The organism is Streptomyces sp. NPDC044061 (assembly GCF_056434305.1).
The window spans coordinates 47,755-69,596 of record NZ_JBWKFL010000011.1 but is presented as its reverse complement, the minus strand read 5'-3'; the positions used below and the strand labels follow the sequence as shown (position 1 = coordinate 69,596).

Annotated in this window: 17 protein-coding genes and 4 pseudogenes; 13 read left to right on the top strand and 8 right to left on the bottom strand. The window is 68.9% G+C overall.

Features of this window, described 5'->3' with window-relative positions:
- Positions 1 to 125 precede the first annotated feature (125 nt).
- Positions 126 to 2,321: an MMPL family transporter gene (locus AC07CM_RS19120; protein ID WP_478877574.1), complete on the top strand. Its 2,196-nt coding sequence runs from the start codon at positions 126 to 128 to the stop codon at positions 2,319 to 2,321.
- A 152-nt stretch (positions 2,322 to 2,473) separates the two neighbouring features.
- Here AC07CM_RS19120 and AC07CM_RS19115 read toward each other — a convergent pair whose 3' ends face one another.
- Positions 2,474 to 2,941, bottom strand: coding sequence for a winged helix-turn-helix transcriptional regulator (locus AC07CM_RS19115; protein WP_478877573.1), 468 nt, complete (start codon positions 2,939 to 2,941; stop codon positions 2,474 to 2,476).
- 98 nt (positions 2,942 to 3,039) lie between these two features.
- Here AC07CM_RS19115 and AC07CM_RS19110 point away from each other — a divergent pair, with 98 nt between their 5' ends.
- Positions 3,040 to 3,534, top strand: a complete 495-nt coding sequence (locus AC07CM_RS19110) for a PaaI family thioesterase (RefSeq protein WP_478877572.1) — start codon at positions 3,040 to 3,042, stop codon at positions 3,532 to 3,534.
- Between the two features lie 224 nt (positions 3,535 to 3,758).
- On the opposite strand, the gene AC07CM_RS19105 is transcribed toward AC07CM_RS19110, so the two are convergent.
- Both AC07CM_RS19105 and AC07CM_RS19100 read right to left on the bottom strand, forming a co-directional pair.
- Complete coding sequence (locus tag AC07CM_RS19105) at positions 3,759 to 4,328, bottom strand: S1 RNA-binding domain-containing protein (protein WP_478877571.1); 570 nt, start codon at positions 4,326 to 4,328, stop codon at positions 3,759 to 3,761.
- Positions 4,329 to 4,341: 13 nt separating this feature from the next.
- A pseudogene (locus tag AC07CM_RS19100) lies at positions 4,342 to 4,632 on the bottom strand (hypothetical protein); the annotation flags it as partial.
- A 122-nt stretch (positions 4,633 to 4,754) separates the two neighbouring features.
- Between AC07CM_RS19100 and AC07CM_RS19095 the strand changes: the two are divergent.
- Positions 4,755 to 5,537, top strand: a complete 783-nt coding sequence (locus tag AC07CM_RS19095) for a class I SAM-dependent methyltransferase (RefSeq protein ID WP_478877570.1) — start codon at positions 4,755 to 4,757, stop codon at positions 5,535 to 5,537.
- Between the two features lie 212 nt (positions 5,538 to 5,749).
- Positions 5,750 to 6,349 (top strand): cation efflux transmembrane domain-containing protein, encoded by a 600-nt coding sequence (locus AC07CM_RS19090; protein WP_478877569.1) that lies wholly within the window; start codon positions 5,750 to 5,752, stop codon positions 6,347 to 6,349.
- On the opposite strand, the pseudogene AC07CM_RS19085 reads toward AC07CM_RS19090, so the two are convergent.
- Together AC07CM_RS19085 and AC07CM_RS19080 are read right to left on the bottom strand one after the other, a co-directional pair.
- A pseudogene (locus tag AC07CM_RS19085) lies at positions 6,344 to 6,511 on the bottom strand (IS5/IS1182 family transposase); the annotation flags it as partial. The gene AC07CM_RS19090 and the pseudogene AC07CM_RS19085 overlap by 6 nt on opposite strands.
- Positions 6,512 to 6,519: 8 nt before the next feature.
- Positions 6,520 to 6,687 (bottom strand): annotated as a pseudogene (locus AC07CM_RS19080) (IS5/IS1182 family transposase); the annotation flags it as partial.
- A 174-nt stretch (positions 6,688 to 6,861) separates the two neighbouring features.
- Here AC07CM_RS19080 and AC07CM_RS19075 point away from each other — a divergent pair.
- From AC07CM_RS19075 to AC07CM_RS19060, 4 genes are all read left to right on the top strand, one after another.
- Positions 6,862 to 7,920, top strand: coding sequence for a pyridoxal-phosphate dependent enzyme (locus AC07CM_RS19075; protein ID WP_478877568.1), 1,059 nt, complete (start codon positions 6,862 to 6,864; stop codon positions 7,918 to 7,920).
- Complete coding sequence (locus AC07CM_RS19070; RefSeq protein WP_478877567.1) at positions 7,917 to 8,948, top strand: ornithine cyclodeaminase family protein; 1,032 nt, start codon at positions 7,917 to 7,919, stop codon at positions 8,946 to 8,948. The genes AC07CM_RS19075 and AC07CM_RS19070 overlap by 4 nt, the downstream gene beginning before the upstream one ends.
- A gap of 79 nt (positions 8,949 to 9,027) precedes the next feature.
- On the top strand, positions 9,028 to 9,987 hold the full coding sequence (locus tag AC07CM_RS19065) for an ornithine carbamoyltransferase (protein ID WP_478877566.1): 960 nt from the start codon (positions 9,028 to 9,030) through the stop codon (positions 9,985 to 9,987).
- A 175-nt stretch (positions 9,988 to 10,162) separates the two neighbouring features.
- Positions 10,163 to 10,939, top strand: coding sequence for a methyltransferase domain-containing protein (locus tag AC07CM_RS19060; RefSeq protein WP_478877565.1), 777 nt, complete (start codon positions 10,163 to 10,165; stop codon positions 10,937 to 10,939).
- 16 nt (positions 10,940 to 10,955) lie between these two features.
- On the opposite strand, the gene AC07CM_RS19055 is transcribed toward AC07CM_RS19060, so the two are convergent.
- Positions 10,956 to 13,820, bottom strand: coding sequence for a type 1 periplasmic-binding domain-containing protein (locus tag AC07CM_RS19055; RefSeq protein ID WP_478877564.1), 2,865 nt, complete (start codon positions 13,818 to 13,820; stop codon positions 10,956 to 10,958).
- A 608-nt stretch (positions 13,821 to 14,428) separates the two neighbouring features.
- On the opposite strand from AC07CM_RS19055, the pseudogene AC07CM_RS19050 reads away from it, so the two are divergent.
- The 4 genes and pseudogenes from AC07CM_RS19050 to helR form a co-directional block, all read left to right on the top strand.
- Positions 14,429 to 14,623 (top strand): annotated as a pseudogene (locus tag AC07CM_RS19050) (IS630 family transposase); the annotation flags it as partial.
- Positions 14,624 to 14,783: 160 nt separating this feature from the next.
- Positions 14,784 to 15,296, top strand: a complete 513-nt coding sequence (locus AC07CM_RS19045) for a hypothetical protein (RefSeq protein ID WP_478877563.1) — start codon at positions 14,784 to 14,786, stop codon at positions 15,294 to 15,296.
- A gap of 449 nt (positions 15,297 to 15,745) precedes the next feature.
- Complete coding sequence (locus AC07CM_RS19040; RefSeq protein WP_478877562.1) at positions 15,746 to 16,957, top strand: glycosyltransferase; 1,212 nt, start codon at positions 15,746 to 15,748, stop codon at positions 16,955 to 16,957.
- Positions 16,958 to 17,128: 171 nt separating this feature from the next.
- The gene (helR, locus tag AC07CM_RS19035; protein WP_478877786.1) at positions 17,129 to 19,297 is read left to right on the top strand and encodes an RNA polymerase recycling motor ATPase HelR; all 2,169 of its coding nucleotides are present in this window, start codon (positions 17,129 to 17,131) and stop codon (positions 19,295 to 19,297) included.
- A gap of 58 nt (positions 19,298 to 19,355) precedes the next feature.
- Here helR and AC07CM_RS19030 read toward each other — a convergent pair whose 3' ends face one another.
- Positions 19,356 to 19,712 (bottom strand): winged helix-turn-helix transcriptional regulator, encoded by a 357-nt coding sequence (locus AC07CM_RS19030; protein ID WP_478877561.1) that lies wholly within the window; start codon positions 19,710 to 19,712, stop codon positions 19,356 to 19,358.
- Between the two features lie 122 nt (positions 19,713 to 19,834).
- On the opposite strand from AC07CM_RS19030, the gene AC07CM_RS19025 reads away from it, so the two are divergent.
- On the top strand, positions 19,835 to 20,485 hold the full coding sequence (locus tag AC07CM_RS19025) for an FMN-dependent NADH-azoreductase (protein ID WP_478877560.1): 651 nt from the start codon (positions 19,835 to 19,837) through the stop codon (positions 20,483 to 20,485).
- A 755-nt stretch (positions 20,486 to 21,240) separates the two neighbouring features.
- Here the strand turns inward: AC07CM_RS19025 and AC07CM_RS19020 are convergent.
- Complete coding sequence (locus tag AC07CM_RS19020) at positions 21,241 to 21,798, bottom strand: CGNR zinc finger domain-containing protein (RefSeq protein WP_478877559.1); 558 nt, start codon at positions 21,796 to 21,798, stop codon at positions 21,241 to 21,243.
- Positions 21,799 to 21,842 lie beyond the last annotated feature (44 nt).

Sequence of the window (21,842 nt, the reverse complement as noted above, 5' to 3'; positions counted from 1 at the left end):
GTCACTACCATGTGACTCAAGACAACCATTCGACCGGCGCGTTGGGTGCGTGCCGGTCGGGGTCGCCGATGCCAGGGACCGCTCCCCGGGCTGCGGTGATCTTCCTGTCCAGGAGGACCCCCCGCATGTTCCGACGAATTGGCAATGCTGTCGTCCGGCATCCCGTCTGGACGATCGTGGCTTGGCTGATCGCCGCGGTGGCGATCGTCGCCACCGCCCCCAGCCTGCCCTCGAACAGTGACGAGAGCAGTTTCCTGCCGAAGAGTTACGAGTCCATCAAGGCCGCACAGCTCCAGGAGAAGGCGTTCCCCAGCGCCTTCACCCCGTCCGCGATCGCGCTGTACCAGCGCACCGACGGCGGCAGGCTGACCGACGCCGACCAGCGAGATGTCGCCCGGATAACAGCCGAGTTGGGCAAGAAGCACATCGACCAGGTGCAGAAGGTCGTCCCCGGCCGGCCGTCCAAGGACGGCAGGTACGACCTGACCCTGGTCCAGATGGACAGCAAGAACGCCGGTCAGCCCAAACAGGCCGACGCGGCCAAGGTGTTGCGCGAGAGCGTCAAGGACCTGGCCAAGGGCACGCATCTCGACGTCAAGCTCGGCGGATCCGCCGCGCAGGCCCTCGACCAGCAGGACTCGTCCAAGCGCGGTCAGGCGCTGATCGGCATCGGCACCTTCGTCATCATCCTGGTGACCCTGCTGATCATCTTCCGGGCGCCGATCCTCGCCCTGCTGCCGCTGATCCTGATCGGCCTGGTGTCCGCCGTCGCCAACGGGCTGATCGCCTACGCCACCAAGCTCTTCGACCTGCAGGCCAACAGCTCGATCTCGTCGATCCTGATCGTCGTGCTCTTCGGCGTGGGCACCGACTACTTCCTCTTCCTGATGTTCCGCTACCGAGAACGCCTGCGCGCCGGCGACGAGCCCAAGCAGGCCATGGTCAACGCGGTCGACCGGGTCGGCGAGGCCATCGCCTCGGCCGCCGGAGCGGTCATCATCGCCTTCCTCGCGCTGGTGCTGTCCACGCTCGGCTTCCTCAAGCAGATGGGCCCGGCACTCGCCATCGCGGTCGCCGCCACGCTGGTCGCGGGACTGACCCTGATCCCGGCCGTGGTCTCGCTCATCGGGCCGAAGGTCTTCTGGCCCTCCAAGTCCTGGCAACGGGAGCCGGACAACGCCCGGTTCGCCGCGCTCGGCCGCGGCGTGCAGCGCCGTCCGGCCCTGACCGCCGCGCTCTCCGGTCTGGTCCTGGTCGCGCTGTCGCTCGGCACGCTCGGCTTCAAGGCCACGTTCGACCTGGCGTCGGGCTCCATGCCCAAGACCAAGGAGTCCATGGTCGTCCAGGACGAGATGCAGAAGGCGTACTCGGCGGGCGCCGCGGCCCCCACCGACGTCTACCTGTCCAGCACCGACGGCAGGCCGCTGGACAAGGCCGCCTTCGACGCGTACGCGGGCAAACTCGGCGCCGTGGACGGTGTCGCGAACGCCCGTATGACCCAGGTGAACAAGGCCGGGACCACGGCCGACTTCACCGTGACGCTGAAGTACGAGGCGTCGACGGACAAGGCCATAGACGCCGTGGGCCGGGTGCGCGACGTCGCGCACTCCGACGCCCCCGACGGCACCGAAGCCCTCGTCGGCGGCATGTCCTCGATCTACAAGGACATCAATGCCGCGGTCAACCACGACTACCGGACGGTCTTCCCCGTCGCCGCCCTCCTGATCATGGTCATCCTGGGGCTGCTGCTGCGCAGCGTGGTCGCCCCCTGGTACCTGATCGCCTCGGTGGGCCTCGGCTTCGGCGCCACCCTGGGCGCGACCGTATGGATCTTCCAGAAGGGCCAGGGCCACTCGGGTCTGATGTTCATGCTCCCGGTGATCATGTATCTCTTCGTGGTCGCCATCGGCACCGACTACAACATCCTCATGATCGCCCGGCTCCGCGAGGAGGCCCGCGAGGGCCGCGAGCCGCGGGAGGCGGCCGGCATGGCGCTCAGGCACGCCGGGCCGACCGTCGCCGCGGCCGGCTTCATCCTGGCCGCGACCTTCGCCACGATGATGCTGGCGGGCAACTCGCTGCTCACGGAGATGGGATTCGCCGTCTCCTTCGGCATCGCGGTCGCCGCCTTCGTGATGGCGATGTTCTTCACGCCCAGCCTCACCGCGCTGATCGGCCACGCCGCGTGGTGGCCGGGGCACGGAGACCGGGCGGAGGAGGGGACGCTCGGCGCGGGCACCGGATCCGACGGCCGCGGCTCGGTCGCGGGCGACGAGGGTCAGGACGCGATCGCCCACGACCCGGCGGGCCGCCGCAGCTAGGAGTGGTACGACGGAGTGGTTCTGCCGGGCCCACGTGGTCCGGCAGGGCCGCCCGTTTCTCCGCAGGGGGCCGCCACGGCCCCACACTGTGACCGCCTCCGGTACGGCTGCCGCACGGTCACCGAGCGCCAACGTGAGCTCCTCGCCGGCCCTCAGGCCAGGCGGCGGGCCCCGGGCCCCGGCAGCACCGTGACCTCGGTCGGGGAGAGCGCGGCATGCTCGTGGGAGCACTCGACCACGACACGCACGGGGGCACCGCAGTCGCTGTGCCGGATGTCCAGCACCGGGCCCTCCGGATCCGGGACGTGCGTCTCGCCCCACTGCCGCAGCGCCACGAGCACGGGCCACAGGTCCCGGCCCTTGCGGGTCAGCCGGTACTCGTGACGGGTTCGGCTGCCCTGTTCCCGGTACGGGACCGTCCGCAGGATCCCGGCCGTCACCAGCTTGCGCAGCCGGTCCGCGAGGACGGCCTCGGACAGCCCGACGTGGCGCCGGAAGTCGTCGAAGCGACGGACTCCGTTGAAGGCGTCGCGGACGATCAGCAGCGTCCACTTCTCGCCGACCAGGTCGAGCGTGCGCTGGACCGTGCAGTTCTCCGTGCTCATCTCCAGCCACTTCATCCCGCCATCGTAGGCAAGCCACCTGGCTTTGTCATTGACAGTCAGCCTGGCAAAAAGCTAACTTCGCCGAACGAAGTCAGATGAGGAGGCACACCCGCATGGGACGGTCGCGTACGTACGAGTGGGAGGACCCCGCTGTCTCCGCGGCAGCAGTCGGCAAGGGATCCGGGCTGGAGTTCCTCCAGGAACTCGTCGCCGGACGCCTGCCCGTGCCGCCGGTCGGTGCCACCGTGGGCTTCGACCTCGACGAGGTGGCGCACGGACGCGCGGTCTTCTCGCTGGTGCCGGGCGAGGAGCACTACAACCCGATCGGGAGTGTCCACGGCGGGATCTACGCGACGCTTCTCGACTCGGCAGCCGGATGCGCGGTCCAGTCCACGCTGCCGCCCGGCATGGGGTACACCTCCCTCGACATCACGGTGAAGTTCCTGCGCCCGATCACGGTCGACACGGGCAAGGTACGGGCCGTCGGCACCGTCCTGAGCAGCGGTCGCCGCACGGCACTCGCCGAGGCCCACCTGTACGACGAGGCGGACCGCCTCCTCGCGCACGCCACCAGCACCTGCATGCTGTTCCCCGTACCCGCCGCCTGAGCGACACCGGGCGCATCCCGCTCTGTGGGCAACGCGGCCGGGGCACCGAAGCGTCCCCGCTCCGGCGCCCCGGCGCCCCGGCGCCCCGGCGGGTCGCGCTCCGCGTTCCGCCAGTGCTGTGGCCAAATAGGTTCGCCGTGTTGGGGCCGCGCGCCTTCTCCGTTCGGGCGACTGATGCTTTGGACGCTCGCGCAGGAGAACCGTGTCACGACGACACGACGGAGTCACTGGTGGTCTGGTGAGACTTGCCGTCGAGAGAGGGTCAGCCTCCGTCGCTCGGCATCGATGGCGGTGACGACGACCGTGATCTCTTCGCCGAGCTGGACAGCATCCGACGGAGCTTCCACGGGCACTGATGCGAGCTCTCGCAGGTGGACCAGTCCCTCGATTTCGTCCGCGACCCGGACGAAGACGCCGAACGGGACCAGCTTGGTGACCCGTCCATGCAGTTTCTGGCCCACCGCAACGCGGTGGGCGAACTGCTGGAAGGGGTCCGGCTGCGTCGCGCGCAAGGACAGCCTGGCCTCCAGGTTCCACGTGTCGAACTGAAGGAATTCGCACGAAACGCGCTGCCCGACGTGAACGACGTCCGAAGCCGCTTCGAAGTGCCGCCAGGACAGGTCGGGAATGGTGATGAACCCCACGCCGGGGAAGACGGGGTGGTCGGGGCCCTGGTCCAGCGCCACGAACACGCCGAAACGCTCGATCGCTGTGACAGTGCCGGAAAGGATTTCACCGCAGTGCAGTGATTCCAGGAACGCCCACAGTTCTGGATTCTCTGACGGTCCGCCCATGCCGCCCAGCCTTTCACGAGGAACTGTGCGCTGGCCCGGATGTGTTGGTAACGCCGCAGTCCTGAGGGGCCCCGCGGATGCCCTTCTCGCTTTGGATTCGGGCGAGTTCTTTGCATCCGGGGGCCAGGACGTCGCGGTGGCGGGCGTTGGCGTTGCGCCAAGGCAGGTATGTGCGCAGGGCCCGGGTCTGCGCCGTGTGGTTGGGGCAGTTGGAGTTGGCGATGGTGAACTGCCTCAGCGGCCCGAAGTACCCTTCGATGGGGTTTGCCCACGACGCGTAGGCCGGGGTGAAGCACGACTCGACCTGCTCGCTCCGGCGGACACCCCGCCCCGCCCGGTCATCCCGCGCGACATGGCGGGGAGGCCGTGCGGCTTGCACCGGGCTACGCTGCCAGGCGGGGGCTGTCGTGGATCACGGAGTCAGCCATGCCGAAGCCCGAACCGACGAGGAACCGGTCGTCCCTGCGACACAAGCTCCGCTACGCCCTGCGGTACCCCGGGCGGATCCTTCCCTACCTGCGCCGCGCCGCGAGGGACACCTGGTTGGGCATCCGCCACCGTGACCACGTCGCCTACTACCGTGCCGTCATGGCCTCCGACACCGCACGCAGCCCCGAACTCGCCGTCGGCAGTCGCTCGGAGGCCCGCTGGCTGGCGCTCGGACGGATGCAGTTCGATTATCTGGTCGAACACGGCTTGAAGCCGCAGGACCGGATGCTGGAGATCGGCTGCGGGAATCTGCGCGCGGGATGGCGGTTCATCGACTACCTCGAGCCCGGCCACTACTACGGGATCGACATCTCGCCGGACATCCTCGTCGAGGCGCAGCGCACTCTGGTCCGCCGCGGTCTGCAGGGCCGTCTCGCCCACCTGGCCCTCGTCGAGAATCTGACGCTCGACTTCCTGCCCCCGGGCTGGTTCACCGTCGTGCACGCCCACAGCGTCTTCTCGCACTCACCGCTGGAGGTGATCGACGAGTGCCTGGCCAGCGTCGGGCGGGTGCTGGCTCCAGGTGGCTTCTTCGACTTCACCTTCGACCGCACGGAGGGATCCGAGCACCAGGTGCTCCACGAGGACTTCTACTACTGCACGCAGACACTCATCTCGCTGGCCGAACGGCACGGCCTGACCGCCCGTTTCATGGGCGACTGGGAGCGGCGCCCGCACGGCCAGTCGAAGATCCGGGTCACGCACGCGGTGGAGGTGTAGCCGTACAGCGTTGCCGTGGGTGCGGATCCGGTACCGCTCCCGGGCTCACGGAGGCGGCGGAGTGAGAGCCCACCAACAGGAGGCTCGGGTGGCCTTCCCGCCCTGTCCAGGGCAGCCAGGCAGGTAAAGGCGCGAATCGAACTCTTCGCGAGATTCGACAGGGCTGTCCGGCGCCCTCCAGGCCGACCAGGCAGGTCTGGGAGGATCTGGCGGTGACCAGTACCGATGACGCCGCCCGCCAGCTGCTTATCCGCCGCGGCTTCGTCCTGGAGTACGCCACCCTCGGCTGGAACGTGATCGGCATCGTGGTTCTCGCCGTCGCCGCGATCTCGGCGAGGTCCGTGGCATTGGCCGGGTTCGGCCTGGACTCCCTGATTGAGATCGGTGCCTCCACCGTGGTGATCTGGGAGCTGTCCGGTACCGGCGAGGACCGCCGGCGTCTTGCACTGAGGCTGATTGGTGTCGGCTTCTCGCTACTGGCGGTGTACTTGCTGGTGCAGTCCACCTGGGTGCTGGCCACGGGCTTCCGGCCCCACCACTCGCCGCTCGGCATCGGCTGGACCGCGGTGACGGCAGTGGTGATGTTCGCGCTCGCGGCCGGCAAGGCACGCACCGGCGCCATGCTGGACAACCCGGTGTTGAAGACCGAGGGCCGAGTCACCCTGATCGACGGCCTCCTGGCTGCCGCCGTGCTGCTCGGCCTCCTGCTGAATTCCCTGGCCGGCCTGTGGTGGGCCGACCCGGCCGCTGGGTACGTGCTGGTCCACTACGCGCTGCGCGAGGTCAACGAGATCTTCCTCGGCGAGCACTGACGGCCTGGACCGGAGCAGGCCGGCGACCCACTGGGCGCCGTCGCGGTTGCCACCGGTCAGCAGGACCGCCAGCGGAGTGCCGTGTCCGTCGGTGATCAGGTGGTGTATCGATCCGGCCCTGCCCCGGTAAGCCGGTGACGCGCCCCTGTGCTGCCCCCATTTCAGTCGTCTCAATCGGCGAGTCGGCGGCAGCAGATGAGGGTGCAGGCGATGCTGGTGAAGGTCGGGAAGTGGCTGGCTTTGCGTTCGTAGCGGCGGTGCAGGCGCCGACGTCCGGCGAGCCAGGCCATGGTGCGTTCGGTGGTCCGGCGGAGCGGGCCGAGCCGCCGGCTGGAGTCGGCTTGACGGCAACCGTCTGAGGGGGCGGACCGTGCGGCTGTCATCGACCAGCCCCTGGCGCAAATGGGGCCCTTGCGATCCATGGCGGAAAGGCCGAATCCTCAGTGCCTGCACCGGTTGGCTTTGTGAATGATGAGGCCGTCGGCCGCCGGCTCGAGGGGAGGGCAGAGGGCATGACTCTGGGTTCGTCGTACCACTCGGGGGAGAGCCAGGGGAACCGTGTCACGGGCACACCGGTCGTTGCTCTGAAACTCTCCGTCAACGACGTTCCGGTCAGTCTCTGGCTGAAGTTGGAGGGGTACGACCCACACGGTTCCGTCAAAGGACGCGTCGCACAGGGGCTATGGCAGGACAGCAGCAACAGTTTCGGCCCCAGGACCGAGATCATCGAGTCCACCTCGGGAAACCTGGGACTGGCGCTCGCGGCCTTGGCCGCCAGGCACGGAGTGCCGTTCACGGCGGTAGTGGACCCCCGCAGCAGCGCGGCCATCGTCGCGGCCATCCAGTCGCTCGGCGGACGTACCGTCATGGTCGACACGCCTGACGGCGCGGGCGGATACCTGCTCACCAGACTCGGCTACATCCGGGAGCGCCTGCGTGAGCAGCCCGAACTGTTGTGGCCCAACCAGTACGCCAATCCGGCCAATCCGCGGGCCCACGCCCTTGGTACGGCCCCTGAGCTGCGGGCGCAGCTCGCCGGGCAGCCGACGAGCGTCCTGGTGGCGGTGTCGACTGGTGGCACGCTGGCCGGGTTTCGCGATTATGTTGCCGCCGCTCGTCCCGACTGGGAACTGATCGGCGTGGACGTGGTCGGTTCCGCTGCCCTGGGTGGGAAGCACGGACCTCGTCTGCTGCCGGGGATCGGAGCCAGCCGGCGGTCGGCGTTCCTTCCTCAGGGATACGGGCCGACGTTACTGGTTACTCCCGCGGAGGCGGTGAGCGCGTGTGTGTGGTTGCGGGAGTCCACCGGCATCGGCGTGGGGGCGAGTTCCGGCGCGCTGGTGGCGGTGGCGTTGCGCCTTTTCCGCGCTGTGCCCCGCCGTAGCAGCGTGACCTGTCTGTGTGCCGACGGAGCGGAGCACTATCTCGGCACCGTCTACTCCGCGCGCTGGCGTGAGCGTCTACCCGTGGTGGACGTGGCTCGCGGCGTCGAGGTCACTGCCGTCGAATCCCCGCGGTTCCCTGCCCTGCCCCATCCGGTCGGTCTCCGCGAGGGGAAAGTGGTGCAATGAGCGAGCAGTTGCTGTTCCTCGACCGCAATGCTGTACGGGCCTGCCTGGCCGAGGTGGACCCTTGCGCGGTCGTGACCCGGGTGCTGGAGCACCACGCCCGAGAACGCACCATTCTGCCTCGCGAAAGCTGTCTGCCGTGGGCCAACAGTGAGGGCGCCTACTGCCGCGCGCTCGCCATGCTGGGTGCCATTGTCCCCGGCGAAGGACCCCCGTTGCTCGGCATGAAGCTGATCAATGCGGCGGTCAGCAACCCCGCGCACGGCCGGGAACGGGCGGCTGGGCTGAGCATGGTCTTCGACCCGGAGACTGCGCGGCCACGAGCGCTGGCCGAGGCGGGGTGGCTGAGCGCGATCCGAACGGCTGCGTACACCATGGTGAGTCTTCGGAAACTCGGCCCGCATGACCTCTCGGCGATGTCCGTGATCGGCTGCGGAACGCTGGCGCGAGCCCATCTCGGCCTGGTGGCCCGGGAATTCCCGCAAGTCGTGAACGTCAACCTCTACGACACCGTGCCGACCCGTGCGCAGGCGTTGGCGGAGTGGACACGGCGCCACCACCCGCAGCTGACGGTACGGGTCCACGACAGCGCACGGGCCGCGGTGAGTGCTTCCTGCGTCGTCGTGACCACAACCACAACGAGCAGCGGATACCTGGCTGCCGGCTGGCTGGCTCCGGGCACGTTCGTCGCGCACGTATCCCTCGCTGACCTGCTGCCGGACGCCTTCGTTTCGGCGCAGGGTCTGTACGTCGACGATGTGGAGCTGGTCGCCGCCAACCCCCAGAGGATCCTCGGGCAGTTGATCCGCAAGGGCCGGATCGGCGTGGACGCTGCGGACAGCGGACCCGGACGGGTCCTCGACGGCACCCTCGGCCAGGTCCTGACAGGTGAGCGGCCGGCGATCCGCCCTTGCTCGGGACATGTGATCAGCAACCCGTTCGGGATGTCGGTCCTGGACGTGGGGCTGCTGAGCGCCGTGTACGAGATCGCCGTGGGTCACGGGATCGGCCAGGTCCTCAACCTGTACTGATCCTGTTGCCCGCTTCCGGTTCCGACCTTGTTTTGTCACGAGCTGTGTCCTGGACGAACGTCCCCCCGAATGAGGTCTTATGGACGCCCTTCATACCTGGCCGGGCCCGGCCGCCGAGCGCGGACTGTTCTCGCTGGCCGACCTCGGGCCGACCGTGATCAGGGAACTCGCCGTGCGCTCTGTGGAGTTGTTCCACGATGGGAATGCTCACGACCGGCCCCTGGACAGCCGCGTAGTCGGCGTGCTGTTCACCAGGACCTCCACGCGGACGCGGACCGCCTTCACCGCCGGTGCCATCCGGCTGGGCGGCAGCACCATCACGTACGGACCGCACGATCTGCAGCTCAACACCGGCGAGTCGCTGGAGGACACCGGGCGGGTCCTCGGCTCGATGCTGGACGTGCTGGTCGCTCGCACGGCGGGACCCCTGGAGGAGCTTCGGGTGCTCTCCCGTCAGGGCCGTCTCCCAGTGATCAACGGCATGGCCGCACAGGAGCACCCCAGCCAGGGCGTGTGCGACCTGGCCACAATGCACCTGGTGTTCGGTGACCCGGCGGGGGTGCGCCTGTTGTACGTGGGCGAGGGCAACAACACGGCGGTGGCCCTCGCCCACGTTCTGGCCGGCGTGCCCGGGGCCCGTGTCACCTTTGCCACCCCCGCCGGATACGGCGTGCCGGAGAGCCAGTTGCGGGTGGCGGCCCGGCAGGCGAAGGCGGTCGGTGCGACCATCGCTCAGATTCACGACATGGCGCTGGTTCCGGAGGAGGTGGACGTCGTCTATACGACCCGCTGGCAGACCACGGGCACCCACAAGGCGGACCCGGCCTGGCGCGAGACGTTCCGCCCGTTCCATGTGGACAGCGCCCTGCTGAAGCGCTGGCCGAAGGCGTTCTTCATGCACGATCTTCCCGCCCACAGAGGCGATGAGGTCAGCGGCGGGGTCTTGGACGGCGAGCGGTCCTTGGCGTGGACCCAGGCGGCGATGAAACTGGCCAGCGCCATGGCGATCCTGGAATGGGTGGCCGCGCCGCGCGGCTGATCACAACTGTGGACGGAGCGAGGTTGCCATGTCCCCTGTGCCACGAGTCCTGGCCTATCAGCACCTTCAGGAGGACGATCTCGTCAGACCCACGTCCGCGGAGGTCTTCTTCGACCCGGCTGATACGGAGACCGGGATCTGGGCGGCCCACGACCTCATCACTGAGGGGTGCGGTGTGCTCGACCTCGGTGCGGGCAGCGGCGCCGCGGCCGCGGCGATGGCCCGGTTGGGTGCCCGCGTCCACGGCGTGGATCAGGGGGCGGAATCAGTCGCGTGGGCATCCCAGCGGTACAGGATGCCGCACGTGACCTTCGCGAAAGCCGACTTCTCCGCGCTCTCCGCCGAGGAACTGCTGGCCACCGCGCCGGAGCCCTTTCCGCGACCGCTTGTCATCACCAGCAACCCGCCCTATGTCCCCTTCGCCGCGCAGGTGGACAGGCCACTGACATCCATCGGTGGCGGGATGGACGGCCTGCGGCTGCTTCCCGCGATCATCGAGCACTGCCGTTTGCTGCGCAGCGATCTCGCCCTCACCATCGGCAGCTATTCGACACCGTGCAGGGCGGTTCGGCTGCTGGAGGCGGCCGGGCTGCGCATCGAGGCCGTCACCCTGTGCTCCCTTCCGCTGAGCGAGTTCACGTTGGGCAACATGGAGCGGATATTGGCCCTTGAGGAGCAGGGCCATGTGGTTCTCTGGCGGCGGGCGCAGCTGGAGACGCCGGCGTACTTTGTGATCGGACTCGCCTGCCGGTGGCGCGGAGTGTCCGACAGGAACGGCGAAAGCCGCCGCGGGGACCGTCTGGACGGAGAAGGGCTGATGCGGCTGCTGCGTACGGCTGCCGCATCACGCACTTCCCGGCTCGAGGTGCTGGACGGGGCGCAAGTGGACGGCTGGTCCGGTCGGGTGAGGGTGCTGGACCTGCCGGCGTGCTCTGACCGGCAGCATTGGTGACTGTGCGGCCCCGCCCCTAAGGATGCTGTCCCTTTGCCTTCCCCCCGTTGGGGCAGCCGTTGGCATCCCGAGGCTGGCCCTTCTCGAACAGGTCGCCGATGAGGTAGACGCACCGGGGCTGGGAATCGAGATCGTAGATGTTGTCGACTTCCAGGATGGCGAGATTACGGTTTTCACCGACGCGTGAGTCGGCGAACGTGATCGCTCCGGTGGCTCCCTTGAATGTCATCTCCCGGAACTCCTGGGCCACCGCTGCCCGGTGCGGCTGGCCGCTGCCCGGCGGCAGTTTCAGGCGCCGCTGGATCTGGTCCATCGCCTCCACGAACAGCCCCGCCCCGTCATAGGCGAGTCCGGAGAGCTCGGCCGGCCACAGCAGGGCTGGGGCCTCGTCCTTGCTCAGCTTCTTGTCGAGTTCCTTGTGCAGTTCGCTGTAGCCTGCGCAGAAGGCGTCGAGGGGCGTTCCCCCACCCACCAGGGGTGCGGGTTTGCCGTCCAGACACGGACGGCCCGCCAGCGTGACCAGGCTTCCCATCCCCACGTACGACACCGGTAGACCGGCGAGCTTGGTGTCCTTGCGGTTCTTTTCCTGTGCGATGAACCGGTAGATCGAGTCGTCAGCGACGATCCGGGGCAGGTAGGTGCGGTTGTAGCAGCGGGTCACTCCGCTGAGGAAGTCTCCGAAGTAGTCCTCGCGCCCTGCGTAGTAGATGATCTCGTCGCTGCGGTCTGCTTCCGTGCTGCACAGAGAGTCCAGATCCCTCGGCGAGTACTTCCAGGGTTCGTCCGCCACGCTGACACCGGCTGCGTCGAGCTTCTCGTGCACCGCCTCGACCAGAGTGTCGATGTAGGTGTCGCCCTGCTTCAGCTGGGGGTGGTAGATCGTCACCTTCTTCGCGTTCACCTGTCGCGCGTACCTGGTCAGCAGCTCGGCCTGGCGAGGGTTTCCGGGGACCAGCTGGAAGTACAGCGGGGAGCGATCCGCGAGGCCGGTTCCGGTGAGGGTGGAACCGATGCTGGGAATGCCCGCGAGCCCGAGCTGGGTGATCGCCTCCTCGGTTTCGACGACGGTGCGGTCGAGGCCGAGAACACCGAGGACGCTGTTGTCGGCCGCGAAGAGCGGGCGCAGCATCTCACGGACGACTTGGGGGGCCTTCTTCATTCCGACCCCGCCGTTGGCGACGATCACTCTCAGCAGCGGTTCGGACTTGGACTTCACGTTCTGTTGGCGCTGCCGCAGGAACAAGCCCTCCAGTTCCTCGGCGAACGCGTCATCCGTGTCCGGGGCGGCTCCGCGGTGGGTCAGCCCGACGAAGTACACAATGCCGATGTACGGCCGCGTGGGGTCTTCCTTGTGCAGCTGCGCAGCCAGTCGGTTCTGTTCGAAGATCGCTTTCTGGGCGTTCCGCAGCCGCTCGTCGACGCCGAAGACCTGGGAGTCGTTGTCGCTGTAGCCGATGCACTGCAGGTCCCCCGGGGCGAGCTGGACCAGCTTCACCGAGACCCCGTCGGTGATCCGGGAGCGGAAGTAGGAGCAATTGGCGCTCCAGTAGTCCCGTACATTCTGGAAAACGGGTATCAGCGGCACTATCAGGGCGATGACCAGGGCCATCTCGACGAGACCGCGTCGAGCCGGGAGCGGAGCTCGGCGGGGGCGGAAGACTGCGTCGGTCTCCCAGGCGATGCGGTCGGCTCGGGGGAGCGACCGGGCGTCACCAGGGTCGACGGGACTCGGCAGCCGGACCCGGAAGAACCGGGCGTCCTTGACGAGTTGCTGACGTCTGCTCGGCAGGGTGCGCCGCCACTCCGACAGAGCAAGATCGGCTTCGTTCGGGTCGACGATCTCACAGTTGATACCGGACCCTGCGGGTGGCGCCTCGTCGCTCGCCGCGACGATGAACAGTGGATCCAGTTCACCGGTCTCGTTACGCACCTCGTTGATCAGCTGGAGGAGTTCCCAACCGCCGTTGTCTTCCGTGACATTGTCGAGCAGGACGGTCAGGTACGCGGTGCGGCGCCACCCCGTTCGCTTGGGCAGAATCATCCAGCGCCGCCGCCGGTAGGCAATCCGCAGATCCTCGAGGAAGGCGTGGATCAGCAGCTTTTTGATCTGCTCGAGATTCTCCGAGGCGCGCCGGCTGAGGGTGAGCCGCTCTGCAAAGCCCAGGAAGCTCGCCGAGTGCCGAGGGATCATGTAGTTCTGCCGACGGGTGAACCACCATGATTCCTGGCGCAGCCCCAGGACCCGCTTCTCCAGCCAACGGAAGCCGACACGGCGGCCGGCCCAGAGCGCCAGGCGCAGCCCGAATCTGGTCAGCCCTCCGGATGCCAGGTCGATCGCGCCGCTGGAAACCTCGGTGGTGTCCGGAGGCTGTCCCTGTCTGCCGCTCCATTGGCGCAGGAGGCGGACGACGGGTTGATCATTGCGTCCCCGCAGCGGAGGCAGCGGCTGACCGGTGAGCCAGTCCGCGAGGCGATAGTAGTTGAACCGGGTCAGCCGTCCTGTACCGAATCGGTCGGCGGCGAGGCTGAAGCTGAGGACGTCCAGGAGAGGTAGCAGCGGCATGGCCTCTCTGAGGGGTTGGACTTCGGGGGACTCCCCGGTGGTCCACCGCTTGCTGGACTGCTCCCGTGCGCTGTTTGCGTCCACGAGGGCGTACGGGACCTTGGGTGGTGAGGCTGCGTCCAGGCGCTGCGCGACGGCAGCGAGGAAGCCGTTGGCACCAGACTCGCGCTGCAGGCAGAGCAGCGGCAGCGGCTGGTCGCCGCGCAGTTCGTACTCCGGCGGCCGGGCCAGGAAGCGCGGTCGCTCGGTCAGGCCCTTGATGAGGGCTAACAGCGTTTGGGCGCCGACGAAGACGGGGCCGCTGGGTTCTGTCGCCACCGTTGATTCCCCCTGAGTCACGGAGTCCGAGCGGAAGACCAGGCGCTGTCGGCGAAGGGCGAGGCGTGGCGGAGGGCGATGCGGAGGTGCGCGGCCGTCGAGCGGTAGTCCTGTTGTCCCATCGCCACCCGTTAGGGGGCATAAGTCTTCAGCTATTAACTTTTCATCCCATCGAAGCCAGCAAATTATAAGTTCCGCTGCCGCTCATGGAGAGGAATCTACGGGGTTTTAACCCAAATGTATGGTGAGTTCGAAGATTGTGCGATTGTCACCCAGGCGGCCGGGGCATGAACGGCCCGTGTGGCGCGGGGCCGGAGGAGATTCGCTTCGAACCGGCGGCCCTGTCACCTGGCGAATGAAGAAGTGCGAGCAGCGTGAAGGCGCCGCAGCGGCGGGGGGTGGCCGGCGTTGACCCAGGGCAATTGCCAGGGCCCTCCTTCTGGGCCTTCGATGCGGGCGAAGATCAGTGGCGCTATCGGTGCTGAGCTGGTCTACCTCGTGTGCCTGACAGGGTGCAGAAGGACAGGTTGGGTCGTGTGGCTGGAGATCTTTAACGGTGCTGGTTACCTGGGGCGTGACGGCTGCCGCGGTCGCGCCGTGCCGGGAGAATGAGGAATCCCGATGGAGGCGGACTGACGGCCGTGGCACGGGCTCGGCGTGAGCAAGTCCGGCTCACAGCTGCTGACTTGATCGAAGCCGCGGCCAGTGATCGGGAGGCGGTTCGGCGGTTCAGGGTGCCCCGGATGTCGATGCATCACCGGCGGCGGACGTTGGCTTCGGGCGGTCGGCAAGCCGTGGCCTCCTCTCGAAGATTGCCGGCCACCCGGCGGCGCCCTTGGAACTCGCCCAACCCCGGAACTGGTGTCGTTGATGTCGGCAGACATGGACGTCAGCGGGACGTCGACCAGAGCCGCTGACGGGTTCCGGGGGCAGCGACAGTGGTCAGCCGCTAGGGTCGCGCGCATGGGTGCCACGACTGCCGCCATGGTCACTGCCGTTGTCGGAGTACTCGGCACGCTCCTGGCGCCTGTGATCACGACACGGGCGACGAAGCGCCAGCGGGCAGAAGAGAGGCAAGCTGAGGAGGGAAGGCGGGTCTTTGAGGAGCGACGCGCTGCGTACAGTGCTATGAATCGCGCCTCCCGCCACTTCCACACCGTGCTGAAAGACGCCCTCCATCGCATGCGAGACGGTGTCTACACGGACGACGACCGCGCCCAGGTCGAGGAGGCGCGGCGGGACTACCGGGATCGCTACGCCGAGGCTCAGATGATCGTTCCCGAAGCGGTGCTCAGGGCATCTCGCGAGTTGAACGTCGTCCTGGCCGGGATCGACGCTACTGCCAAGCGCATTGATCGGGGTCTGGCTCGAGAAGGGGAGAGCGCGGATCATGCACTCATCGACCTCAAGGCCGCGGAACCCGCGCTGACTTCCCTGCGCCGGATCATGCGTGAGGACCTGGGCGTGACTGACTGACTTTGTCTTGTCGGCGGGACTGCTTTGTCCCCAGACAACTTGAGTGAGGGCTCCGGCTTGGGCTGGGTGATTCCTCACCTGCGTTGCAGGTCCGCCGGCGTCCGTGCTCGTTTGTTGTCCCCCAACCTGGAGGCGCACCCGGACGACTTCTGTGAGGAGACCCCCCGTCGACGTGGTCCGCGCGGTCAGTAGGCCGTGGGTGCACTACCTCTACTTACGAGACCGAGGCCGTCGAGGCACTGCTCGGCCACCGCTGCTGGGCGATGCGCTCAGGACGGGCCACCGCACCGGCCGCGGGGACAAAAGCGAGGGAAAAAGCGAAGGCAAGGAGTTGACCCACTCCTTGCCACTCTCAACTTATAGCGCACCGGGGGGCTTGCGGCAAGGCCCCCATCGTGCCGCAGAATTCCCGTCCGAAGCCGAGGACCTGCGGAAACGGGAGTCGTAGAGTGCGTGTGCTGTTGTCGACGTATGGATCGCGCGGGGACGTCGAACCGCTGGTGGGTCTCGCCGTGCGGTTGCGGGAACTCGGAGCGGAGGTGCGGGTGTGCGCACCTCCGGACGAGGACTTCGCACAGCGGTTGGCCGGTGTCGGCGTGCCGATGGTGCCGGTCGGTCCGTCGGCCCGCGCCCTGACGAAGGCGGCGCCGCGGCCCTCGTCACTGCCCCAGCGTGCGGCCGAGGTGATCGCCCGTCAGCTCGACGCGGTCACCTCGGCGGCCGAGGGATGCGACGCCATGGTGGTGACCGGCATGATGCCGGCCGCAGCCGGGGCGCTGTCGGTGGCCGAGAAACTGGGCATCCGCTCCGTGTCCGTGACCTTCCAGCAGATCACCCTGCCGTCGCCGCAGCGGCCGCCGCTGGCCTATCCGGGCCGGCCGCTGCCGCCGGAGGTGACCGACAACCGGGTGCTGTGGGACCTGGACGCGCAGAACGTCAACGAGCTGTTCGGTGAGGCGCTCAACACCAACCGGGCGTCGATCGGGCTGCCCCCGGTGGACGACGTCCGCGGCTACGTCATCGGCGAACGGCCCTGGCTGGCGACGGACCCGACCCTGGACCCGTGGCAGGAGACTCCGGACCTCGACGTCGTGCAGACCGGTGCCTGGATCCTGCCCGAGGAGCGCCCACTGCCGATGGAGCTGGTGGCGTTCCTGGAGGCCGGCGAGCCGCCGGTGTACGTGGGCTTCGGCAGCATGCCCATGCACACATCGACGGATGTCGCCCGGGTGGCCGTCGAGGCGGTCCGCGCGCAGGGGCGCCGGGTACTCCTCTCCCGCGGCTGGGCCGACCTGGCCCTGATCGACGATCAGGACGACTGCTTCGCCGTCGGGGAGGCCCATCACCAGGCCCTGTTCCGCAGGGTGGCCGCCGTCGTGCACCACGGCGGCGCGGGCACCACGACGACGGCCGCCCGGGCGGGCGTGCCCCAGGTGGTGGTGCCCCAGCTGGCCGACCAGCCGTACTGGGCCGGCCGGGTGGCCGCACTCGGCATCGGCGCGGCACACGACGGTCCCACACCGACCTTCGCGTCCCTGTCGGCCGCGCTCGGCACGGCCCTGACCCCGGAGACCCGCGCCCGAGCGACCGCCATGACCGGCCTGATCCGTACCGACGGAGCAGCCTCGGCCGCGAAGCTGCTGCTCGAGGCGTCCAGTTGAACGCGACCAGTTGAAGGCGACCGGCCGAACGTGACCAGTCGAACGCGACCGGTTGAACGCGTCCGGTGGGGCAGGGCCGCGGCGCCCGCGTGAACCACGCGGCAACGGCCGGCCCCTGAACACGAGAACCCGCATCCGACCGCAAGCCGTATCACATCGGAGCTGATCAATCTGAACTCTCTGACCACCAGCGCGTTCGACCTTCCCGACCGCCTCTCCGCCAAGGCCGACCCGACGCTGATCGGCGGCGACGAGCAGCACTTCGCGGCCGTCGCGGAGTGCCTAGAGCAGTCGATCGTCGAAGTGTCCGGCCGCCTCGCAGCCGAACGCAGGGCGCCCGGCGGCACCGGGCGGCAGGCGATGGACCGGGACGCGGAGATCCACCGGCTGACCGCTCGGCTGCGCACCCTGCGCCGCTTCGGTCTGGATCTGTGCCTCGGGCGCATGGTCGGCGCGGACGACCCCGAGCCCGTGTACGTCGGACGGCTCGGCCTCACGGACAGCTCCGGTCGTCGGCTGCTGGTCGACTGGCGCTCGCCCGCCGCCGAGCCGTTCTTCGGCGCCACCCACGCCAACCCGATGGGTCTGGCGAGCCGCCGCAGGTACCGCTGGACCGGCGGCCGGATCGGCGACTACTGGGACGAGGTGTTCACCTCGGACGGTTTCGCCGGGCACGCCGCGCTCGACGACCAGTCCGCCTTCATCGCGAGCCTCGGCAGCGACCGGTCGCCCCGGATGCGGGACGTGCTCGGCACCATCCAGGCCGATCAGGACGCCGTCATCCGCGCGGGATCACGCGGCGCCCTCGTCGTGGACGGCGGCCCGGGCACGGGCAAGACCGTGGTGGCCCTGCACCGCTCCGCCTACCTCCTCCACGCCGACCCGCGCCTCGGTCACCGCCGGGGCGGAGTGCTCTTCGTAGGTCCGCACCGGCCCTACCTGACGTACGTCTCCGACGTCCTGCCCAGCCTCGGAGAGGAGGGCGTGCAGACCTGCACGCTGCGGGACCTCGTCGCCGAGGGAGCCGTGGCGGAACCCGAGACCGACCCGGACGTGGCCCTCCTGAAGTCGTCCGCGGACATGGTGAAGGCGATCGAGAGCGCCGTCAGGTTCTACGAGGAACCGCCCACCGAAGGGATGACGATCACGACCCACTGGTCCGACATCCCGCTCGGCGCCGACGACTGGGCCGTGGCGTTCGAAGCGGCGGAACCCGGGACTCCGCACAACGAGGCCCGCGACCAGGTCTGGGAGGAGTTGCTCGGCATCCTGGTGGACAAGCACGACGGCGACGCACCGACCGAGCTGCTGCGCAGGTCGCTCGGGCGGAACAGGGAGCTGCTCACGGCCTTCGGCCGCGCGTGGCCCCTGCTCGAAGCGGCCGATCTCGTCGGAGACCTGTGGTCGGTACCCGCCTACCTGCGGATGTGCGCTCCCTGGCTCGGTCGCGACGACGTCCGCAAGCTGCAGCGCGTGGCCCCCCAGGCGTGGACGGTGTCCGACCTGCCGCTCCTGGACGCGGCACGGCAGCGGCTCGGAGATCCGGAGGTGGCACGCCGAAAGCGCCGGCGTGAGGCCGTCCTCGCCGCCCAGCGCGAGCGCATGACGCAGGTCGTCGACAACCTGATCGCGGCCGCGGCCGATTCCGGGGCCGACGGCGACGACGGCGAAGGCCTGGTGACGATGCTGCGCGGCCAGGACGCCCGGGTCAGCCTGGTCGATGAGTCCGAACTGCCCACCGCCGACCCGGACCTGCTGGCCGGCCCGTTCGCGCACGTCGTCGTGGACGAGGCCCAGGAACTGACCGACGCCGAGTGGCAGATGCTGCTGCTGCGGTGCCCGTCCCGGAGCTTCACCATCGTCGGGGACCGTGCCCAGGCCAGGCACGGGTTCACCGAGTCGTGGCGGGAACGGCTCGAACGGGTCGGGTTCGACCGGATCGACCTGGCCTCGCTGAACATCAACTACCGGACGCCGGAAGAAATCATGACGGAAGCCGAGCCGGTCATCCGGGCCGCGCTGCCGGACGCCAACGTGCCGACCTCCATCCGCAGCGGCGGGGTCCCCGTCGTGCACGGATCCGCTGCGGAGCTGGGCTCGATCCTCGACTCCTGGCTCGCCGCCCACGCCGAGGGGATCGCCTGTGTGATCGGCGATCCCGCGTTCCGGTCGACGTTCCGCGTCCGATCGCTGACCCCCGAGCTGTCGAAGGGGCTCGAGTTCGACCTGGTCGTCCTCGTCGACCCGCAGGGGTTCGGCGAGGGCGTCGAAGGCGCGGTCGACCGCTATGTCGCGATGACCCGGGCGACCCGGCAACTCGTCGTCCTCACGAGCGCCTGACGCCGACCGGGCGAACGCTCGCGTCCGGTGACGGCTTCGCGGAGCCGGAGTGTCGCTGTCAGGGGCAGGGCGGTGCGTCCGGCAGGTGCTTCTTCGCCCACTCGCCGAGCTCCCTCAGGGAGGACTCCAGGGCGGCTCCCGAATCGGTCAGCCGGTAGGAGACCCGCAGCGGTGGTCCTTCGTCGACCTCGCGCACCACGAGTCCCGCGGCACCGAGCTCGGCGAGCCGGTCGGAGAGCATGCGCTCGCTGATGCCGGGGATGGCCCGGCGCAGGTCGGCGAAGTGCGTCGGCTGCCCCAGCAGGACGGCCACGATCGGGCCGTTCCAGCGCTTTCCGAGCACTTGGAAGACGCGAGTGATGCCTTCGTCCACGCGTTTGCACTCTGCCGTGCCGTGGGTCTGCTGCGCCGCCATGACGTCAGGGTACTACCTCACCGTTGGGGGATGAAAAAAAGTAAGTGACTGTGTTAGACATAGCTGAGTACGAAACCTCAGCCCCTGCGTCTCGCTACGGGCTCGTTCTTCTGGAGACCCCCATGGCCACACTGCTCCACATCGACTCGTCCCTCCTGCCGGGTGAGGCGTCCGCCTCCCGTGCCGTGACGGACGCCTTTCGCAAGGCGTGGCAGGAGCAGCACCCCGACGGCACGGTGATCTACCGCGACCTGGCGGTGGACCCCGTGCCGCACATCACCGCGGCGGCCCACACCGCCGGCTTCGCCGACCCCGCCGCGCACTCGCCCGAGCAGGCCACCGCCTTCGCGGACCGCGTGAAGCTGATCGAGGAGCTCGAGCAGGCCGACGCCGTGCTCATCGGCGCCCCGATGTACAACTTCACGATCCCCTCGACCCTCAAGGCGTGGCTGGACAACGTGATCCTGTTCGGCCGTACCGCGGGCGAGAACCCCTCTGCCAAGGGCATTCCCGTCACTGTCGTGGCCAGCCGCGGCGGCTCCTACGCCCCCGGCACCCCGCGTGAGCCCTACGAGTACGTCCAGAACTACCTGACGGCGGTCCTCGCCGATTTCCTGGGACTCGAGCTCGACTTCATCGTCCCGGAGCTGACCATGGCCCCGCACAACCCGGCCATGGCCGAGCTCGTACCCCTCTTCGAGGCCTCGCGCGAGCGCGCCCTCCAGGAGGCGGATGCCAAGGCGAAGAGCCTGGCGGAGCGCTTCGCCGCGTAGGCCGTAAGGGCCACGGGAGGCTGCGGTCGCGTGTACGTCGGCCGCAGCCGCGCTTTCCCGGGGTGGCTGACCGGGGTGGGGCAGCTGGCTTGAGGCCGGAGGTCCGGCTGCCGTGTGCAGCGGGACTGGTTGCGGCAGGGCTGAGCCGAGGTCGGCGGTGGGCGGCGTGGTACGGGTGGCGGCGACGATGTACGAGTCACGTCGGCCGCGAGCAGGTTGCCGGGCCTGCCGGGGGAGAGGGCCGTGTCCTGGAGTCCGAGGCGGGTGTCGCCGAGCACGCCCGGCGATCAGGGGGCGGGGGAAGGCGGTCCGACTCAAGCGGCATCAGCGGGAAAGTGGCCTGCGACGCAATCGAGTTCGGGCATCGGCTCTGATCGCCCCGGGCAGGTCGTGGGCGCGCGGGAGGTGGTTCGCCGCAAGCGGCATCAGTGGAAGTGCCTCGTGGCTCGATCGAGTTGCGGCGCTGCCGCTCCACTCGCCCAGGCCGGCATGGGCCGCGTGTGAGGCGGTCCGACTCGAGCCGCATCAGTGGAAGTGCCTCCTGGCTCAATCGAGTTGCGGCACCACGGCTCCACTCGCCCAGGCCGGCATGGGGCCGTGTGTGAGGTGGTCCGCCTCAAGCGGCGGCGGCGGAAAGTGGCCTGCCGTGCAAGCGAGTTGCAGCACCCCACCCCGCCGACCACCCCCGCCCGTCGGCCGGCAGCCCGGCCGCGCCGGACAGGCCGAGGCCGGCCGCCCCCGCACTGGACCACGGTTCACTGGGACTTGTGGCGCTGGTAGTGGCGGGCCACGCGCATGCGGTTGCCGCAGCGAGCGGGTGAGCACCAGCGGCGGCGTGGATGGGCGGGCAGGAAGAGCATCACGCAGTCGTCGGCCTCGCACTCGCGGACGTTCATGACCGCAGGATCGGTGAGCAGTGCGGCGGCGGCCTCCGCGAGGCAGGCGGCGAGCCGCCGGCCCGGTGAGCCGTCGCGTCGGCGCGTGGCGGTCACCGTCGAGCCGTTCCACGCCAGTTCGTCGACCGCCGGGGCGGCACGCTGTGCCTCGCTGAGTGCCCGCAGGTCGGCGGCGGGAGGCTCTTCGCCCCGGCGGACGTGATCGAGGGTGCGGGCGATGCGCTCGCGTACCGCCAGCACGTCGGCCAGATCCGCCGCGGTGACTTCCCGTGGCACCTCCTCCGGGAGGCGGTCGGCCTCGAGAGTCCACCAGTTCCGCAGGTCGCCGGGGGTCGCGAGCAGGTCGGCCGCGGTCGGGCGCGTGTTGACGAGGTCCAGCGCCAGGGGTTCTCCGGTCAGGGGCACGAGATCGCTCATGTGAGTAATGGTACATCTGCGGGTTGACGCATTAGGTGGGTCTC

Excerpts from the sequence above, each read along its gene's own strand:
- AC07CM_RS19070 (WP_478877567.1), top strand. The coding sequence starts at position 7,917 with ATGAGCGAGCAGTTGCTGTTCCTCGACCGCAATGCTGTACGGGCCTGC.
- AC07CM_RS19030 (WP_478877561.1), bottom strand. The coding sequence starts at position 19,712 with ATGGCGGCGCAGCAGACCCACGGCACGGCAGAGTGCAAACGCGTGGAC.
- AC07CM_RS19095 (WP_478877570.1), top strand. The coding sequence starts at position 4,755 with ATGCCGAAGCCCGAACCGACGAGGAACCGGTCGTCCCTGCGACACAAG.
- AC07CM_RS19065 (WP_478877566.1), top strand. The coding sequence starts at position 9,028 with ATGGACGCCCTTCATACCTGGCCGGGCCCGGCCGCCGAGCGCGGACTG.
- AC07CM_RS19025 (WP_478877560.1), top strand. The coding sequence starts at position 19,835 with ATGGCCACACTGCTCCACATCGACTCGTCCCTCCTGCCGGGTGAGGCG.
- AC07CM_RS19105 (WP_478877571.1), bottom strand. The coding sequence starts at position 4,328 with ATGGGCGGACCGTCAGAGAATCCAGAACTGTGGGCGTTCCTGGAATCA.
- AC07CM_RS19045 (WP_478877563.1), top strand. The coding sequence starts at position 14,784 with ATGGGTGCCACGACTGCCGCCATGGTCACTGCCGTTGTCGGAGTACTC.
- AC07CM_RS19075 (WP_478877568.1), top strand. The coding sequence starts at position 6,862 with ATGACTCTGGGTTCGTCGTACCACTCGGGGGAGAGCCAGGGGAACCGT.
- AC07CM_RS19110 (WP_478877572.1), top strand. The coding sequence starts at position 3,040 with ATGGGACGGTCGCGTACGTACGAGTGGGAGGACCCCGCTGTCTCCGCG.
- AC07CM_RS19020 (WP_478877559.1), bottom strand. The coding sequence starts at position 21,798 with ATGAGCGATCTCGTGCCCCTGACCGGAGAACCCCTGGCGCTGGACCTC.
- AC07CM_RS19120 (WP_478877574.1), top strand. The coding sequence starts at position 126 with ATGTTCCGACGAATTGGCAATGCTGTCGTCCGGCATCCCGTCTGGACG.
- AC07CM_RS19115 (WP_478877573.1), bottom strand. The coding sequence starts at position 2,941 with ATGAAGTGGCTGGAGATGAGCACGGAGAACTGCACGGTCCAGCGCACG.